The sequence below is a fragment of the Herbaspirillum robiniae genome (genome assembly GCF_002213415.1).
Lineage (GTDB): Bacteria > Pseudomonadota > Gammaproteobacteria > Burkholderiales > Burkholderiaceae_D > Herbaspirillum > Herbaspirillum robiniae.
In genome coordinates, this window is record NZ_NJGU01000001.1 from 846,509 (window position 1) to 863,416 (window position 16,908).

Here is a 16,908-nt window from a genome sequence, read left to right on the forward strand (position 1 = left end):
CGGGCAGATGGATGCTAGAGATACGGAAAATGAAAACGGGCGCCGCGCGCAGGATCGGCGCGGCGTTGAACACGGTATGCGGGAAGCGGCTCATCGCGGCTCCCTCATGGCGCTTTGCGAGAAGCGCGACAGCGGCGACATCAGGTATTGCCAAACGGTGCGCCGGCCCACGATCATGTCGGCGGTGGCGGTCATGCCGGGCATCAGCGCCAGGTTGCGCTGCAGTTCGCCGGCACCGCGGGCGACCTCGATCTTGACGCGGTAGTAACGCTCGCCCCGCTCTTCCGGGACGGTGTCGGCCGACACTTCGGTCACCACGCCGTCCATGGCGCCATACACGCCGTAGTCATAAGCGGACACCTTCACCCGCGCGCGCGCGCCGGTCACCAGCTGGGCGCGGTCGGTCGGCGAAATCTTCGCTTCGATCACCAGCTTGTCGTCGCTGGGCGTCATTTCGATGATGGGATCACCCGGCTTGACCACGCCGCCGACGGTGTTGATCAGCACGCGGTTGACCACGCCGTCCATCGGCGCCTTCACTTCCGAGCGCGAGACGCGGTCGTTGCGCGACTTGATTTCTTCCTGCAGGCGCGCCAGCTCGGTCTCGGCGGCGGTCAGTTCGGTGCGGGCGTCGGAACGGAAGCGCGAGGCGGCCTCGCCCATCTTGGCCTGCGATTCGGCGATCGCCGCATTCAGGCGCGGGATCATGGCGTTGGTGGCGGCCAGCTTGCTCTGCGCGTCCTGCACGCGGGCGGCCGACTGGATGTCTTCCAGCTGCGACGCGGCGTTGCGCTCGAGCATGTTGTGGATCAGCTTGTACTGGCGCTGCGCCAGGTCGAGTTCGCTGGCCAGGCTCTTCTGGCGGCTGACCGCCTCGCCCAGCTCGGCCTGGCGCTGGGCCGACTGCTCGCGCAGCACCGACAGCTCCTGCGACACCTTGGCGCCGCGCGCGGCGAAGGCGGCCTGTTCGCTCTGCACGGCCGGATCGTCGCGCGACAGGTCGGCGGGCATCTGCAGGCTGGGGCTGCCGGAAGCCTCGGCGCTCAGGCGCGCGATCTTGGCGCGCAGGCCGAGGATCTTGACCCGGCCTTCGCCCAGGTCGGCGTTGGCGCGCACGTCGGAAATCGAAATCAGCGTCTGGCCCTTCTTCACGGCCGCGCCTTCGCGCACCAGGATGGCGGAGACGATGCCGCCCTCAAGGTGCTGGATGATCTGGTTGTGCTCGGAGGAGACGATGCGCCCGGTGCCGCGCACCACCATGTCGATCGGCGCGAACACCGACCACACCAGCAGCAGCGCCAGCAGCGCGGCGCAGGCCAGCACCGCCAGGCGCGGACGCGGCATGGTGCGCAGCTCGCCCAGGCGGCGGTCCAGCCGCGGCGCGATGCGGCGCATGAAGCCCTTGCCGCGGGAAGCGATCCCGTGGGCGGCGTTGGGCTTGAGCGACATGGTCACTTGCCGCCCGCCAGGTATTGGACGATCACGCGCGAGGCGTTCTCGGTGGAGTTTTCGGCGGTCGCCATGCGGCTGAGCACGCGCTCCTTGTCGACGCCGGCTTCAATCAGGTGATTGCGCACGGCCACGGTGCGGTAGTAGGCGCGGCGGCGGCTGTCGCTGTATCCGCCGGTGCTGATCACGCCGGTGACCACGATCCTGCCCTGGCCGGCCTTGGCGCGCCGGACCCAGTCGCCGATGCCCTTGTCCAGCGCCTTGGTGCCGTCGTCGGTGAGCTGGGTGGAATCGTTGTCGAAGTTGAGCACGATCGCCTTCTCGTTGGCGTCGATGGCCAGGCCCGGGGCGACGTCGTTCTTGGACGGCTCGGTCTTGACCTGGATGGCGTTGGGGCTGGACGGCGGCGCGGCGCTGCGCATGCTGCCGGTGTCGGACTGCAACGGCGCGGCGGCCAGCTTGGCCTTGAGCGCGACCACTTCGCGCTTGAGCTGCTCGACCTCTTCAGAACGCTCGCGCTCGGCCTTGCTGTCCGAGACGTTCACGTCGGCGCCGTCGGGCGTCTTGATCAGGTCGTTCTGCTTGCTCTTGACCTCGCCCTGCACCGCCTGCGTCTGGCTTTGCGAGACCAGCTTGCTGACCTTCATCTGGGCCAGCTTCTGCGAGTAGTAGAACAGCGTGACGACAAACACCACGACCACGAAGATCATGACCAGCACGACGTTGGACAGCGCGTCCACGAACCCTGGCCAGAAATTCTGCTCCTTGCCGCCCTCCATGACTCCCCCGTAATGCTATTTCACTGCCTGCGGCGGCGGGGCTTCCTGCGAGGAAGCCTTGCCGGTGTTGCGCAGGATCTGGTAACTGATATCGGCCTGCTGGAACAGCAGGGCTGCAAAATCCATCCGCGCCTGGTAGGCCTGCTGATAGGCGTCCAGCACGTCCAGCAGCTGCTTGCTGCCGGTCGAGAGCTGCTCCAGGAAGACGTCGGCCACGTTGGCGTTGGTCAGGTAGGCCTGGCGCGAGATGTCCATGCGCTTCCTGACCGCGCCCAGCGTGCGGTAGTTGATCTCGACCTGCTCGCGCAGCTTGCGCTCCAGGTCCAGCGCGGTATTGCTTTTCTCGACGTACTTGGCGCCGACCTGCTTCTGGTAGTACATGTCGGAACCGCCGTTGAGCAGGTTCATGGTCATGACCAGCATCAGGCGACGGTCGGTCTGCAGCTGCAGGCTGTTGTCGGATGTGTCGATGGCGCCGCCGGCGCCGCGCGTCTTCTGCTGCGTCCATTCGAGGGCGAAGGTCGGCGAGAACTTGGCGCGCGCGGCCTTCAGCTCTTCGTTGGCGGCATCCAGGTCGCGCCGCGCGGCGCGCACGCCGGGGTTGGTCTCGTAGATGTCCTTGAGCGCGAGCTTGGAGCTGTCGGGGACCGGCGGCATCATGTGGTCGGGCACCTCGAGCTGCTCGATCTTGCGGCCGGTGATCTGGTTCAGCGACACCATGGCCGACTCCAGCGCGCCCTCGGCCTCGGCCACGGCGGACTGCGCGGTCAGCGAACGGCCGCGCACGCGTTCGAAGTCGATGCGGCTGGCGCCGCCGCCCTCCAGGCGCTTGCGCATGTACTCCAGCAGGTCGCCCATGCGTTGCGAATAGCTGCGCGCGAACGACAGCGAGGCATAGGCGCGCATCACGTCGTAGTAGGCCTTGATGGCGTTGTAGTAGAGCGTCTCGCGCGCGTCGTCGCGGCGCAGCTCGGCGGCCCGGGCCAGCGAACGGTTCTTGCTGTAGTCGAAATAGGAGCCGGGGGCGAATATCGGCTGGCGGCCGATCACGGTCACGTCCCAGCGCTTGTGGTCGGAGGCGCGCTGCACCAGGCCGGTGTTGGGATCGATCACCGAAGACGGCGACGAATATTCCTGGCCCTTTTGCGCGCGCACATCCAGGGTCGGCCCCATCTGCCCGGCCGACACCTTGGTGGCATAGTTGGCCTGGTCCGCCTGGGCCGAGGTGGCCGCATAGCTGTAGCTGTTGTTCAGCGCCAGGTCGAGCACCTTGGGCAGCGTCAGGTCAGGCACAATGTCGCCTTCGGTGACGATGGCCACGGTCGGCAAGGCGATGGTGTTGCCGGTGAAGGAAGGATCGGACTGGCGCAGCAGCACCAGGATCTCGTCGTCCGGGCTGGCGCCGGATCTGATATCCGACGGCAACAGCGACGGCAGCCTGGCCTCGGCCGCGGACGGGCCGGACGGATCCGATCCGAGGCGTATCTGCGGCGGCATATCCAGTTTGTCAGGCGCGGCCGCCGGCACAGGCGCTTGCGCCAGGGAGCGCGCGGGCGGCTCAGACAGTGGAACGAGGTCCTGCGCAGCATATGACAATTGATGCGCGGTCAGCCCTAGTGAAACACCGAGTAAAAAACGCTTGCTTTTAAGAACTATCATCAATCCGATAGACCGGCATCCCAGCCGGTCCCCCTGCCCCATCCAATAAGAAAAACCCGCGTCTCATACCGCTGGTCCCGGATAACTACCCCATAGGCCAAGGTGTTGTTCTTTTTGTAAGGCCGAAGAAATGCTGATTATATGTCAACAAATCTTTATATTTTGGCAAAAGCGATTTTAACATCCGCTCATTGCGGGAAAATTACAGAAAAACCTGAAAAAATCTTTTAATTTCAATTGACTTGATTCGTTTCAACGTCGGCAATTATCGTCAGCTTGATGTCACGAAGCTATCAGGGAATTCCGAAAAATGACAAAACCTAACAAAACACACAAAAAATGCGGTTGAAAAACCACACATCATTCCCTATATCCTGCCCATCCGCGATTGGCTTTTTCTATTCGCCCTTTTTAGCTTTTCTCACCACCGTCTCATCCATAAGGACATAAACATGGCAACCGAAAAACAGACCATGGGCTTCCAGGCCGAAGTCAAGCAACTGCTTCAGCTGATGATCCACTCGCTGTATTCCAACAAGGAAATCTTCCTGCGCGAGCTGGTCTCCAACGCCTCCGACGCGGCCGACAAGCTGCGCTTCGAAGCCATCAACGATGGCAGCCTGTTCGAGGATGACCCGGAACTGAAGATCACGATCGGCTTCGACAAGGCCGCGCGCACCATCACGATCTCCGACAACGGCATCGGCATGAACCGCGAAGAAGCGATCTCGCACCTGGGCACCATCGCCAAGTCGGGCACCAAGGAGTTCTTCTCCAGGCTCTCCGGCGACCAGCAGAAGGACGCGGCCCTGATCGGCCAGTTCGGCGTGGGCTTCTACTCCGGCTTCATCATCGCCGACCGCATCACGGTCGAGACGCGCCGTGCCGGCAGCCCGGCCGACCAGGGCGTGCGCTGGGAATCCGAAGGCGCCGGCGACTTTTCCATCGAAGCAATAAACAAGCCCGGCCGCGGCACCGACATCATCCTGCACCTGCGCGAGGGCGAGGACGAGTTCCTTTCCGTCTGGCAACTGAAGTCCATCATCCGCAAGTACTCCGACCACATCTCGCTGCCCATCCTGATGAAAAAGGAAGAATGGAACGACGAGAAGAAGGAAACCGTCGAGACCGATGAGCTGGAGACCGTCAACCAGGCCAGCGCCCTGTGGACCCGCAGCAAGTCCGACATCACGCCCGAGCAGTACGAGGAGTTCTACAAGCACGTCTCGCACGACTTCGGCGCGCCGCTGGCCTACACCCACAACCGCGTGGAAGGCCGCAGCGAATACACCCAGCTGCTCTACATCCCGGCGCGCGCGCCCTTCGACATGTGGGACCGCAACAAGCGCGGCGGCATCAAACTCTACGTCAAGCGCGTGTTCATCATGGACGACGCCGAGCAGCTCATGCCGGTGTACCTGCGCTTCGTCAAGGGCGTGATCGACTCGGCCGACCTGCCGCTGAACGTCTCGCGCGAGATCCTGCAGGAGTCGCGCGATGTGCGCGCCATCCGCGAAGGCTCGACCAAGCGCGTACTGAGCCTGCTGGAAGAACTGGCCAACAGCGACGACCAGGCGCAGAAGGACAAGTACGCCGGCTTCTGGACCGAGTTCGGCCAGGTGCTGAAAGAAGGCATCGGCGAGGACGCCGCCAACAAGGAGCGCATCGCCAAGCTGCTGCGCTTCGCCTCTACCCACAACGACAGCGACGCCCAGACGACTTCGCTGGCCGACTACGTGGGCCGCATGAAGGAAGGCCAGGACAAGATCTACTACGTCACCGCCGAGAACTACCAGGCCGGCAAGAACAGCCCGCACCTGGAGATCTTCCGCAAGAAGGGCGTGGAAGTGCTGATCATGACCGACCGCGTGGACGAATGGCTGCTGTCCTTCCTGACCGAGTTCGAAGGCCGCGAGCTGGCGTCCGTCGCCAAGGGTGGACTGGACCTCGGCCAGCTGGAGAACGAGGCCGAGAAGAAGCAGCACGAAGACACCCAGGCCGAGTACAAGGACCTGGTCGAGAAGATGAAGGAAGCGCTGGCCGACAAGGCCAAGGACGTGCGCGTGACCTTCCGCCTGACCGACTCGCCGGCCTGCCTGGTGGCCGACGAGAACGAGCTCTCCGGCAATCTCGTGCGCATGCTGAAGGCGGCCGGCCAGAACGCGCCGGAATCCAAGCCCACGCTGGAGATCAATCCCGACCACCCGCTGGTGCAGCGCCTGAAGTACGAACAAGCCCGCTTCGGCGACTGGTCGCACATCCTGTTCGACCAGGCCCTGCTGGCCGAAGGCGGCGCGCTGGGCGACCCGGCCGGCTTCGTCAAGCGCTTGAACGACATGCTGCTGGGCATGGCGTCCAGGTAATCCCGTCCCGACGGGACATGAAAACGGCGGCCTGCGGGTCGCCGTTTTCACGTTCGCGGCGGGTTGCCTGGCCCGCCCATGCGCTATACAGTAGGACGGCAATCCCCCTTTGCCACTCCATGGAGCCCTTCGATGAAAAAACTGTCCGCTTCCCTGCTCGCCCTGGCCCTGCCGCTTTCGCTCGCCGCCGGCCATGTTTCGGCCCAGGCCCTGACCGGCTGCGCGGCCAAGAAGGCCGATGTCCAGACCCAGCTGGAGCAGGCCCGCGCCCACGGCAACAAGGCGCAGGAAGCCAAGCTGAAGATCGCGCAGAAGCAGCTGGAAACGAACTGCACCGACGAAGGCCTGCGCCGCGAGCGCGAAGCCGACATCAAGAAGAAGCAGGAAAAGGTCGACGCCCGCAAGGCCGATCTCGAAAAAGCCCAGGCCAAGGGCAAGTCCAAGAAGATCGCCCAGCAGGAAAAGAAACTGAAGGACGCCGAGGATGAACTGAAAGCGGCCCGGGAAAAGCTCAATCAATAAGAACGGCCCACCGCGGCGGCGCCCGCCGGCTCGAGCCGCAACCCCGGCCGCCGCCGCACGGCAAGCACATGGAATTCAACTTCATCAATCCGCGCAAGAACGCGCTGGCCTACCTGGTCAAGATCCTCTCCGGCTGCCTGATCCTCTGGTACGGCCTGCGCGCGGCCGGCATCGAGGAGCCCTACTGGGCCATGATCTCGCTGATCATCGTCACCGAGCCGGACATGACGGTGGCCAAGGCCAATTTCCGCGCGCGCCTGATCAACACCATCTCGGGCTGCGTGGTCTCATGCATTGCGCTGGTGATCTTCGGCCCGACCTTCCTGGCCATGCTGGTGGCGCTCACGGCCGCCGTGGTGGTGGCCATGCTGCTGCAGAACTATCCCAGCAACTGGCGCCTGGGGCCGGCCACCGTGGTGATCCTGCTGTCGGCCGCGTTCACCGGCAACGGCCTGGGCCAGGAACTGCACCTGGCGTTCATGCGGGTGGGCGAAGTGATCGTGGGCAGCACGGTGGCGCTGCTGCAGACGGTGATCTACATCTGGCTGGTCAAACGCAAGGAGCGACAGGATGAACGACCATCCGCGTCCTGAGCCGGCCTCGCTGCGCGGCGAGCGCATCCTGCTGCGCCCGTGGCGGCCGGCCGACCGCGCGCCCTTTGCCGCCATCAACGCCGACGCCCGCGTGATGGAGCACTTCCCCGCGCCGCTGGCCGAACGCGACAGCGACGCCCTGGCCGACCGCATCGAGGCGCATTTCGGCAAGCACGGCTTCGGCCCCTGGGCGCTGGAGATTCCGGGCGTGGCGGAGTTTGCCGGCTTCGTCGGCCTGCTCACGGTGTCCTTCGACGCCCATTTCACGCCGGCGGTGGAAATCGGCTGGCGCCTGGCCGCACCGCTCTGGGGACGGGGCTATGCCAGCGAGGCGGCCGCCTGCGCCATGCACTACGGCTTTGCCGAACTGGGCCTGCCGGAGATCGTTTCCTTCACCGTGCCGGCCAACCTGCGCTCGCTGGCGGTGATGCAAAGGCTGGGCATGCATTACGACATCCGTGAGGACTTCCTGCATCCGCGCCTGCCGCCCGAGCATCCGCTGCGGCTGCATCGCCTGTACCGGATCGGGCGCGAGCAGTGGATGGAACGCCAGGCGCCGTGATTACCGCGCGCCCATGAAAAAAGCAGGACCGAAGTCCTGCTTTTTTTGCGGCCTGCCCCCGAAGGCTCAGTGCGTCACGCGGGTGGTGCGACCGTTCGACAGCAGGCGCACGCGCTCGCCGACGCGGAATGCCTCATCCGCATCCTGGGTGATGGCGCGCAGTTCGCCGTTGTCCAGCTTGACGGTGATTTCCAGGCCAGGACGGTTGCTCAGGCGAGCCTCGGCCTGGTTGCCGAGAACGCCGCCGGCCAGCGCGCCGACGATGCCGGCCGCCAGGGCGCCGTTGCCGCCGCCGATGTTGGAACCTGCAGCGATGCCGCCCAGCGCCGCGCCGCCCAGGGTGCCGACGCCGGACGAGCCCTTGTCGATGGTCACGTTGCGGATCGATTCGACCACGCCCATGCGCACGGTCTGCTCACCTTGCGCCTGGCGTGTGTTGTAGACGCTGGCCGAATTCGGCGTGACGGCGCAACCCGCCACCATGGCGCCCAGTGCTGCGATCAAAAACAATTTCTTCATACAAAAATACTCCGACTGAAATTTTGGCCCATGCCGGGCTGCGAGGATTGCCTGCTCCCGTACAGGCGGGATGATCGCGCCATTTCGCGCGCAGCAAACAATTCTTTACATCTTAATACAAACCGCCCGCTTGGCCGAGTTCCGGCCCGCTTTTCGGTGCTTTTCGGGGTGGGTCGGGCGGTTTCTTCAGTTTCTCTTAATACTGGATACGCCAGCGCCGGTACAGCACCGCCAACACGAACAGCGGCCCGATCAGCAAAAAGCGCACATCCTCGAAGAACGAAGGCTTCTTGCCCTCGATCTTGTGGCCAACAAACTGCCCGGCCCAGGCCAGCACGAACACCACCGCCGACACCGGCAGCACCGCGCCGGCGGGCAGCCGCGCCAGCAGCACCAGCATCACCGCCGCCATGGCCAGCATGCCGGCGGCGAACGGCGGCGACAGGCTGAGGTAGTACGCCAGCGACGCCGCCGCCACCACCAGCGCCACGGCCGGCGACACCGACCAGCACAGGCCCAGCAGCGAGAACACGATGGCCGGGATGCAGACGCAATGAATGAGCTCGTTCATCGGGTTGCGATGGCTCTCTTCGTAACGCGCGAGCAGCTCGTCGATGCGGCGTTGCGGATGATCGTTCATGCCTGCCTCCGGTGCGGGTAGGTGCGAGTAAGTGCCGATGGAGCGGGTGCGATGCCCCCGCGGGATACGCTCAACGACCGCCGGATACGTCGATGAAGGTGCCGGTGGCGTAGGACGATTCGTCCGACACCAGCCACATGATGGCATTGGCGACTTCCTCGGCGGTGCCGCCGCGCTTCATTGGCACGGCGTCCTTCAGGCGATCGACGCGGCCGGCTTCGCCGCCGCTGGCGTGGATGTCAGTATAGATCAGGCCGGGGCGCACGGCGTTCACGCGAATGCCCTCGGCCGCCACTTCCTTGGCCAGGCCGATCGTGAAGGCGTCGATCGCGCCCTTGGAGGCGGCGTAGTCGACGTATTCGCCGGGGCCGCCCAGCTTGGCCGCCATCGACGACAGGTTGACGATGGCGCCGCCGCGGCCGCCGTGCCTGGTCGACATGCGCTTGACCGCCTCGCGCGCGCACAGCAGGCTGCCGGTGATGTTGGCGACCAGCACGCGGTTGATGCGCTCGGCGCTCATGCCGTCCAGGCGCGACTGGTGGTCCAGGATGCCGGCGTTGTTGACCAGCGCGGTGACCGGGCCCAGTTCCTTGTCCACGGTAGCGAACAGGCGCAGGATGTCTTCTTCTTTCGAGACGTCGCCGGCCACGGTGATGGCCTTGGCGCCGCCCTTGCGGATCTCTTCGGCCACCGCCTCGGCGGCCTCGCGGTTGGACACATAATTGACCGCGACGGCATAGCCGCGCTGCCCCGCCAGTTTCGCCGTCGCCGCGCCGATGCCGCGGCTGCCGCCTGTGACGATGATGACCTTGTCTGCCATGTTCTTATCTCCGAGAGGGGTTGAGGTTCAGGTTGGGATGGGGGAAATTGCTCTGGCGGCAATTGCGCTAAGATCGCCATTTTGCCGCAAGCGCCGTGAAGCGGATATGGCGCCGCAACATGCGCCGCCGTATGGGCCGCCGTATGCGCCGGGCCATTGTGCCCTGCCCCGGCGCCGCCTGCGCACCCTGTAAATATTTTCATCTTGCCGCCGTCCATGTCCACCAGGAAGCCCGCCCGCCAGCCCCTGCACTTCACCGCCGCCGATCCGCTGCTGGCCAGCTTCCCGCCAGTGGTGGCCGCCGATACCCGCACGCTGATCCTGGGCAGCCTGCCGGGAGCGGCATCGCTGGCGGCAAGCCAGTATTACGGGCATCCGCGCAACGGCTTCTGGAAGCTGCTCTCCGGGATCACCGGGGAAGACCTGGTACCCATGGCCTATGAGGACAGGCTGCAGACGCTGCTGGAACACCGGATAGGTCTATGGGACGTGATCGCCAACGCGCGCCGCATCGGCAGCCTGGACAGCGACATCCGCGACCACACCCGCAATGACCTGCTGGCGCTGGTAGGCACCTTGCCCGCGCTGAACACCATCGCCTTCAACGGCGGTACCGCGGCGAAGCTCGGGATGAAGGCATTGGGAGAACAGGCGGGGCGATACCGGATCCTGCAACTGCCGTCCAGCAGTCCGGCCCATGCGTCGCTGTCGCTGGCTCAAAAGCTTGATGCATGGCGTCAGTTGGCCGCCGGGACAAACGCTTGAAAAACAAGTGCGAGACCGCCGACCTCACTTGCGGAAGAACAGGTAATCGTAGAACTCCCCCGAAAACCCGCCATTGAAGATCAGGTATTGCAAGGCCTTCGCGAAGAACACGATGCCCGCGAACACGATGGCCAGCTTGATGCAGAGGATGAGATTTTTCAGCATGGGCGCAGTGTAGCCGAGCGCTGCAACCGCGGCATGTCGCCCCCGATAAAAATTTGCGCCGGCCTGGCTCGCAGCGCCTCCACTCGCCCCGGTACAGACTGGGCCTCGCTGTCGCTTGCCATGCCGCCACCGCAATGAAAAAGCCGCCCGGCGACGCTCATGGCGCGGGCGGCTTTGCCTGGCGGCAAGCACAACAGGGAGGCGGCCTCAGAACGCCGGCACCAGCGATCCCTTGAATTCGGCCTCGATGAACTTGCGCACCTCGTCGGACTGGTAGGCATGCACCAGCTTCTTCGCCCAGGGCTTGTCCTTGTCTTCGGCGCGCACGGCGATGATGTTGGCGTAGCGGCCGCGCGGGTCTTCCACGGCGATGGTGTCCTTCTGCAGCGACAGGCCGGCCTTGAAGGCGTAATCATTGTTGATCGAAGCCGCCGCCAGGTCGTCCAGCGAACGCGGCAGCTGGGCGGCGTCGAGCTCGACCAGCTTCAGCTTCCTGGGATTGTCGACCACGTCCAGCGGGGTGGCGTTGACGCCGTTCTCGCCCACGCCCGGCTTCAACTTGATCAGGCCGGCCTTCTGCAGCAGCAGCAAGGCGCGGTTGCCGTTGGAAGGATCGTTCTGGATGCCGATCGTGGCGCCGTTGGGCAACTGGTCGATGGACTTGTACTTCTTCGAGTAGATGCCCAGCGGCGCCGTGATGGTCAGGCCGACCGGCACGATCTTGTAGCCGCGCGCCTTGATCTGGCTTTCCAGGTAGGGCACGTGCTGGAAGGCGTTGGCGTCCAGGTCGCCGGCGGCCAGCGCGGCATTGGGCTGCAGGTAGTCGCTGAAGACCACGGTCTGGATCTCCAGGCCTTCGCGCGCGGCGACCTTCTTGACGACCTCGAAGGTCGACTCGGCGTTGCCTACCGAGATGCCGACCTTGATCTTGTTCTTTTCCTGCGCCGCGGCGCCGTTCGGCGCGAACGCGATGGCCAGCGCGGCCGCGGCGGCCGCCAGTTTTGCCAGTGAAGCAAATTGCATGGTGTCCCCGAGAAGAATGAGGATGGCATCCTCACACATGGGCTGGCGGCGCAGAAGGAATGAATCCGCATGTCGATATGCAAGAAGCGCAGCAGAGCCGCAAGACGGGAGTGGCAGGCCGCAGCGCGCATCCCATGTATCATTCGGCATCCGCGGCGCTGCCGCCGCCCACCGATTCCACATCATGCTGATCAGAAGAAAGTCCATCGAAGCCCAGGCCAACACCAAGGCCGGCCCCAACCGCCGCCGCCAGCAACTCGAAGCCGACTCCGCCCGGCCGCGCAAGCCGAAGTTCGCGCCGGTGACGCTGTCGGAATCCGACGGCGTGCGCTACCTGCATTTCGGCACCGAGTGGGTGCAAGGCGCGATGCGCATCCGCAAACCGGACTGGATCGAACTGGAATACGCCCAGCAGATGATGGCCTGGATGCTGTTTAACCGCACCCCGCGCCACATCGTGCAGCTGGGCCTGGGCACCGGCGCGCTGACCAAGTACTGCTACCGCGAATTCCCGCAGGCCCAGGTCACCGCGGTGGAGCTCAACCCGGCCGTGGTCGCCATCTGCCACAGCATGTTCAAGCTGCCGCAGCCGGACGAGCGCCTGATGCTGATCGAAAGCGACGCCATGGACTTCATCGTCCACGCCGCCACCCACGGCATCATCGACGCCCTGCAGGTCGACCTCTACGACGCCACCGCGCGCGGCCCGGTGCTGGACACACCCGAGTTCTACCAGGCCTGCTACGACAGCCTGGCGCCGGGCGGCGTGATGACGGTCAACCTGTTCGGCGACCACCCCAGCTACGCCAAGAACCTGCGCGCGATGGAGTTCGCCTTCGACACCGTGGTCTCGCTGCCAGAGGTCCACGACGGCAACGTGGTGGCGATCGCCTTCAAGGGCAAGCAGCAGTTCGACTTCCCCGAACTGTATGCGCAGGCGGCCTTGCTGGAGGCGCAGACCAAATTGCCGGCCAAGTCCTGGGTCAACGGCATCAAGAGCGCCATCTGAGCATTGGCGGGCCTTTGCGGCCCGCTTTCGCTCGCGCGCCACAGAGAATCGCAAATATTTTTAAGATTTTTCGAAAAAGGGCTTGCAGAGTTAAAAAGGCTCTCCTATAATGCGTCCTCTCTTGCAGCACTGAGCAAACAGCGAAGTGAAGCAACGGGGCGTTAGCTCAGTTGGTAGAGCAGCGGACTCTTAATCCGTAGGTCCACAGTTCGAATCTGTGACGCCCCACCAGAATTCAAAGCCTTCCAAAGATTTCTTTGGAAGGCTTTTCTGCTTTTGGCCTGCCGATCACCCATCCTTGCCGCCATGAACCTGAGTCCTGACGATTTTGCACTGGTAGTCCACTCGACCCCGCTGGTGTCGATCGACCTGCTGATCCTCAACGCCAAAGGCGAAGTGTTGCTGGGCTATCGCCGCAACCGGCCCGCGCAGGACTTCTGGTTCGTGCCGGGCGGGCGCATCCGCAAGAACGAAGCGCTGAAAGACGCCATCGCCCGCATCACGCGCACCGAACTCGGCGTGGAGCCCGCGAGCTGGGCTCTGCAAGGCGCCTACGACCACATCTACGAAGACAACGCCCTGGGCCGTGATGGCATCAACACCCACTACGTCGCACTGGGCTGCCGCTGCAGCCTGCCGGAAGGCAGCGCCATCGCGCCGGACGCGCAACACGCCGAGCTGCGCTGGTGGCCGCTCGATGAGCTGATGCAAAGCCCGCAGGTCCACATCAACACCAAGCGCTATTTCGAAGAAGCACCGGACAACCAACTGTAGCCCGGCCACCGTCCGGCGATATCCGACGATACCTTGCGATGCCTAGCGCCGCTGCGGCGCGCTCACGGCCAACGCCGCCTTGATCGTCAGCATCACATCGCCCCACTCCCCCGCCCGCTGCTGGCGGAACAGCCTTGCCGCCGGATACCACGGCGAGTCGTGGCGGCCGAGGAACCAGCGCCAGTCGGGCGCGAACGACAGCGCGATCCACACCGGCATGCCCAGCGCGCCGGCCAGGTGGGCGGCGGCGGTGTCGACCGTCACCAGCAAGTCCATGCATGACAGCGCGGCGGCCGTATCGGCAAAATCCCGTATCCCCTCTCCCAGGTCGTGCCAGGCCTCGTGCGCCTTCAGCCATGCCGCATCCTCCTGGCGCAAGTCGGGCTGGAGCACGAAGAAGTCGAGATCGCCGCGCGCCTGCGCCAGCGGCGCGAACTGCGACAGCGCGATCGAGCGGCGGCGGTCGTTGACGTTGCCCGGGTTGCCGGAGCAGACGACGCCCACGCGCAGGCGTCCCGCCCCGCGCGGCGCCAGGCCATCGATGCGCGCCGCCCACGCCTGCCGGCGCGCGTCGTCGGCGCCCAGGTAGTGAACCGGCGCGGGGATGTCGTCGTAGTGCGTATTGCAGACCAGCGGCAGGCTCATCAGCGGCAGCTGGTAGTCGACTGCGGGAACAGCCTCGCCCATGGCGATCAGTTCGAACGCGGCCGAAGACGGCAGGCTCGCCATCAGCGGCAGCAGGCTGGCCGGGACTTCAAAGACCACCTGTGCGCCTGCGCCGACGATCTGTTCCACATAGCGGCTGAACTGGATGGTGTCGCCATGCCCCTGCTCGGCCCACAGCAGGATGCGCTTGCCGCGCAGCGGGCTGGCGCCGTTCCAGGCGGGGATGGATTCATGGCGGTAGGGATCGGCGCCGCGGCCTTCCCAGCGCCATTCGTAGAGCGGCAAGGCTTCCTGGAAACGGCCCAGCACCAGCAGCGACAGCGCCAGGTTGACCTTGGCGTCGGCCTCGTCGGGCGCGAGGTAGAGCGCGCGGCGGTAGCTGTCGATCGCTTCTTCGTACTGGCGCAGCCGCGCCAGGCTGGTGCCGCGGCTGACATGGGCGTCGACGTAGTCGGGATCGAAGATCAGCGCCTGGTCGTAGAACTTGAGCGCCTCCTCGAACTCGCCCAGCGCGTGTTCGGCCAGGCCCGCATCCAGCCAGTAGACCGCGCGCTGGCCGTCCAATTGCAAGGCGCGGTGCATGCTGGCGCGCGCGGCTTCCCAGCGCTTGCCGCGCTCCAGCAGCAAGGCCTTGCGATGCCAGGTGTCGGCGGCGTCGGGCTGCAGCTGCAGGGCCTCGTCCAGCAGCGCGATGGCGTGCTCGTCGTTCTTGCCCGAGGGCGACAAGGCCTGCAGGGCGGCGGCCGCGGCGATGAATAGTTCGGGCAGGCGATGGCCGGACTCGATCAGGTCGCGATACAGCAGGAAGGCATCCTCGAAGCGGCCCAGTTCGTAGAAGGCGCGGCCCAGCTTGTAGCGCACGGCCAGCGTATCGCGCGCATCCTGCGGCAACACCTGCAGCGCGCGCTGCAGCGCCACGGCGGCCTCCTCGTGACGCCCCTGCGCCGCCGCCACGCTGCCCAGCAGGTGCAGCGCCTGGGCATTGCCCGGCTCGGCGTCCAGCAGGCCGAACAGCGCTTGCTCGGCGGCGGCGTAGTGCTCCTGCTCGAAGAGCTGGAAGGCTTGTCTCAGGGTTTCGGTGGCGTTCATGGCGGGATGGACTTGGCAAACGGCCGTATTGTCTCATCCCTGCCATGGCGGCGATGCGTCCTTTTACATGTCGCTGACCAGCGCGGCCTTGGCCTCGTCGGCCGGCGCGGCGCCCTCCATCACGATCAGCCTGGACGGTGCGGCGGCAGCGCCGGGCGCGGCCAGGTTGCGGATGGGGCCGATCGCGGTACCGTTGGACATGCCCTTGGCGTCGGTCACGAAGCTGGCCACGGGCGCGGCCTGCCCGCTCAGGTAGACGTTGTAGTTGGTCTGCGGCTTGAGCTTGAACAGCGACACCTCCAGCGCATCCACCACGCCCAGGTTGCGCGAGACCACGAAGCCGCGCGCGTCGCCCGCCGTCACCGGCTTCAGGCGGATGTTCATCGGTTCGGCATTGGCCAGCGGCGCCAGGTTCTGCCTGCCGTCGCCGTCCTTCACCACGTTGGACAGGAACACCAGCGCCTGCGGCGCCTGGCCGCCGGCGATGTGCGCCACCACCTTGTTCTGCGCCGGGTCGATCACCTCGACGCCGTCGCCGTTCTCCAGGCCGACATAGATGCGGCTGCTGTCGTCCGAGGTCCAGATGCCGTGCGGCAGCGCGCCGGTCGGAATGGTCGCCACCAGCCTGGCCTCGGCATCGGTGGTGTACACCTTGACCACGTTCTCGCCACCCACCGTCACATAGGCCTGCACCTTGCCGTCCACCGTGGCGAACGACAAATGGTTGGTGATGAAGCCGGTGTCGATCACGCCGGTGACCTTCAGCGTATGCGTGTCGATGCGCGTGACCTTGCCCACGTCCTTGTGCGTCATCCACAGCTCCTTATGGTCGGGCGTGAACTGCAGGAAGGGCGAGAACGGGCTGACCACGTCGATCTTCCTGATCACCTTGTGCGATCTGACGTCGATCACATCCACCTGCGGCGTGAAGCTGGCCACCGAAAAGGCCAGCTTGCCGTCGGGCATGAACTGCACCATGCCCGGGCCGACCGCGGTCTTGATGCGGCGCGTTTCCTTGAAGGTCCTGGGGTCGATGACCGAGATGTAGTCCTCGCCGCGCACCACCACCCAGACTTCCTTCCCGTCGGCGGTGAAGAAGCCCTCGTGCGGCGAACGGCCGACATAGGCAATGCCCTTGACCGCATTGGTGGCGGTGTCGATGAAGGTGACCGAGTTGGAGCCGTTGGAGATCGCCACCAGCGTCTTGTGGTCCGGCGAGAAGCCCATGCCGTGCACGTTGATCTGGCCCTTGTAGAGCGGCGAGAGCACGTCCGGGCGCGGATTGCCCAGGCGGATCTGGCCGACCAGGGTGTTGTCGGCCGGGTTGAAGACCGACACCGTGTTGCTGTTCTGGTCGGCGGTGTAGACGCGGTCATGCGCGGTGGGCAGCGCCATGGCCGAGGTGGCGGCCAGGCCCAGCGCGGCGGATGAGAATGCGGCGGCGAGTTTGTTCATCGTTGTCTCTCTTCTTGGTGGGGAAATGAATCCGGAATCCGGAATCGGAATGACGG

17 protein-coding genes and 1 tRNA gene are annotated in these 16,908 nt (G+C 65.2%); 8 read left to right on the forward strand and 10 right to left on the reverse strand.

The window, feature by feature from the left end; all coding sequences use genetic code 11:
- Positions 1-90 precede the first annotated feature (90 nt).
- The 3 genes from CEJ42_RS03680 to CEJ42_RS03690 are packed head-to-tail and all read right to left on the reverse strand — an operon-like array spanning position 91 to position 3,887.
- A complete protein-coding gene (locus tag CEJ42_RS03680) occupies positions 91-1,455 on the reverse strand; it encodes an HlyD family type I secretion periplasmic adaptor subunit (protein ID WP_088750047.1) in 1,365 nt (454 codons plus the stop codon).
- Positions 1,452-2,228, reverse strand: coding sequence for an OmpA family protein (locus tag CEJ42_RS03685; protein ID WP_079215483.1), 777 nt, complete (start codon positions 2,226-2,228; stop codon positions 1,452-1,454). The genes CEJ42_RS03680 and CEJ42_RS03685 overlap by 4 nt, the downstream gene beginning before the upstream one ends.
- Positions 2,229-2,243: 15 nt before the next feature.
- Positions 2,244-3,887 (reverse strand): TolC family protein, encoded by a 1,644-nt coding sequence (locus CEJ42_RS03690; protein ID WP_175354561.1) that lies wholly within the window; start codon positions 3,885-3,887, stop codon positions 2,244-2,246.
- A 452-nt stretch (positions 3,888-4,339) separates the two neighbouring features.
- On the opposite strand from CEJ42_RS03690, the gene htpG reads away from it, so the two are divergent.
- The 4 genes from htpG (at position 4,340) to CEJ42_RS03710 (ending at position 7,927) form a co-directional block, all read left to right on the forward strand.
- Positions 4,340-6,250 carry a molecular chaperone HtpG gene (gene htpG / locus CEJ42_RS03695; RefSeq protein ID WP_088750048.1) on the forward strand — a complete coding sequence of 637 codons (1,911 nt, stop codon included), beginning with the start codon at positions 4,340-4,342 and terminating at the stop codon, positions 6,248-6,250.
- Between the two features lie 132 nt (positions 6,251-6,382).
- Positions 6,383-6,772: a DUF1090 domain-containing protein gene (locus CEJ42_RS03700; protein ID WP_088750049.1), complete on the forward strand. Its 390-nt coding sequence runs from the start codon at positions 6,383-6,385 to the stop codon at positions 6,770-6,772.
- A gap of 68 nt (positions 6,773-6,840) precedes the next feature.
- Complete coding sequence (locus tag CEJ42_RS03705; protein WP_079215486.1) at positions 6,841-7,365, forward strand: FUSC family protein; 525 nt, start codon at positions 6,841-6,843, stop codon at positions 7,363-7,365.
- Positions 7,343-7,927 carry a GNAT family N-acetyltransferase gene (locus tag CEJ42_RS03710; protein WP_088750050.1) on the forward strand — a complete coding sequence of 195 codons (585 nt, stop codon included), beginning with the start codon at positions 7,343-7,345 and terminating at the stop codon, positions 7,925-7,927. Before CEJ42_RS03705 ends, CEJ42_RS03710 begins: the two co-directional genes overlap by 23 nt.
- A 66-nt stretch (positions 7,928-7,993) precedes the next feature.
- Here CEJ42_RS03710 and CEJ42_RS03715 read toward each other — a convergent pair whose 3' ends face one another.
- The 3 genes from CEJ42_RS03715 to CEJ42_RS03725 form a co-directional block, all read right to left on the reverse strand.
- On the reverse strand, positions 7,994-8,446 hold the full coding sequence (locus CEJ42_RS03715) for an outer membrane lipoprotein (RefSeq protein WP_079215488.1): 453 nt from the start codon (positions 8,444-8,446) through the stop codon (positions 7,994-7,996).
- Between the two features lie 196 nt (positions 8,447-8,642).
- Positions 8,643-9,086, reverse strand: coding sequence for an Mpo1 family 2-hydroxy fatty acid dioxygenase (locus tag CEJ42_RS03720; RefSeq protein ID WP_079215489.1), 444 nt, complete (start codon positions 9,084-9,086; stop codon positions 8,643-8,645).
- 70 nt (positions 9,087-9,156) lie between these two features.
- Positions 9,157-9,906 (reverse strand): SDR family oxidoreductase, encoded by a 750-nt coding sequence (locus tag CEJ42_RS03725; protein WP_088750051.1) that lies wholly within the window; start codon positions 9,904-9,906, stop codon positions 9,157-9,159.
- Positions 9,907-10,122: 216 nt separating this feature from the next.
- Between CEJ42_RS03725 and CEJ42_RS03730 the strand changes: the two genes are divergently transcribed.
- The gene (locus CEJ42_RS03730) at positions 10,123-10,671 is read left to right on the forward strand and encodes a DNA-deoxyinosine glycosylase (protein ID WP_088750052.1); all 549 of its coding nucleotides are present in this window, start codon (positions 10,123-10,125) and stop codon (positions 10,669-10,671) included.
- Between the two features lie 24 nt (positions 10,672-10,695).
- Here the strand turns inward: CEJ42_RS03730 and CEJ42_RS24930 are convergent, their stop codons facing one another.
- Positions 10,696-10,836 (reverse strand): hypothetical protein, encoded by a 141-nt coding sequence (locus CEJ42_RS24930; RefSeq protein WP_165774377.1) that lies wholly within the window; start codon positions 10,834-10,836, stop codon positions 10,696-10,698.
- Positions 10,837-11,043: 207 nt separating this feature from the next.
- On the reverse strand, positions 11,044-11,859 hold the full coding sequence (locus tag CEJ42_RS03735; RefSeq protein WP_079215492.1) for a MetQ/NlpA family ABC transporter substrate-binding protein: 816 nt from the start codon (positions 11,857-11,859) through the stop codon (positions 11,044-11,046).
- A gap of 184 nt (positions 11,860-12,043) precedes the next feature.
- On the opposite strand from CEJ42_RS03735, the gene CEJ42_RS03740 reads away from it, so the two are divergent.
- The 3 genes from CEJ42_RS03740 to CEJ42_RS03750 all read left to right on the forward strand — a co-directional run bounded on the left by CEJ42_RS03740 (position 12,044) and on the right by CEJ42_RS03750 (position 13,642).
- Positions 12,044-12,868 (forward strand): methyltransferase domain-containing protein, encoded by an 825-nt coding sequence (locus CEJ42_RS03740; protein ID WP_088750053.1) that lies wholly within the window; start codon positions 12,044-12,046, stop codon positions 12,866-12,868.
- Between the two features lie 155 nt (positions 12,869-13,023).
- Positions 13,024-13,099 (forward strand) — tRNA-Lys (locus CEJ42_RS03745).
- Positions 13,100-13,174: 75 nt separating this feature from the next.
- A complete protein-coding gene (locus tag CEJ42_RS03750; protein ID WP_088750054.1) occupies positions 13,175-13,642 on the forward strand; it encodes a GDP-mannose mannosyl hydrolase in 468 nt (155 codons plus the stop codon).
- 42 nt (positions 13,643-13,684) lie between these two features.
- Here the strand turns inward: CEJ42_RS03750 and CEJ42_RS03755 are convergent, their stop codons facing one another.
- Together CEJ42_RS03755 and CEJ42_RS03760 are read right to left on the reverse strand one after the other, a co-directional pair.
- On the reverse strand, positions 13,685-15,397 hold the full coding sequence (locus CEJ42_RS03755; RefSeq protein WP_088750055.1) for a tetratricopeptide repeat protein: 1,713 nt from the start codon (positions 15,395-15,397) through the stop codon (positions 13,685-13,687).
- 63 nt (positions 15,398-15,460) lie between these two features.
- Positions 15,461-16,852 (reverse strand): YncE family protein, encoded by a 1,392-nt coding sequence (locus tag CEJ42_RS03760; RefSeq protein ID WP_088750056.1) that lies wholly within the window; start codon positions 16,850-16,852, stop codon positions 15,461-15,463.
- Positions 16,853-16,908: the final 56 nt, after the last annotated feature.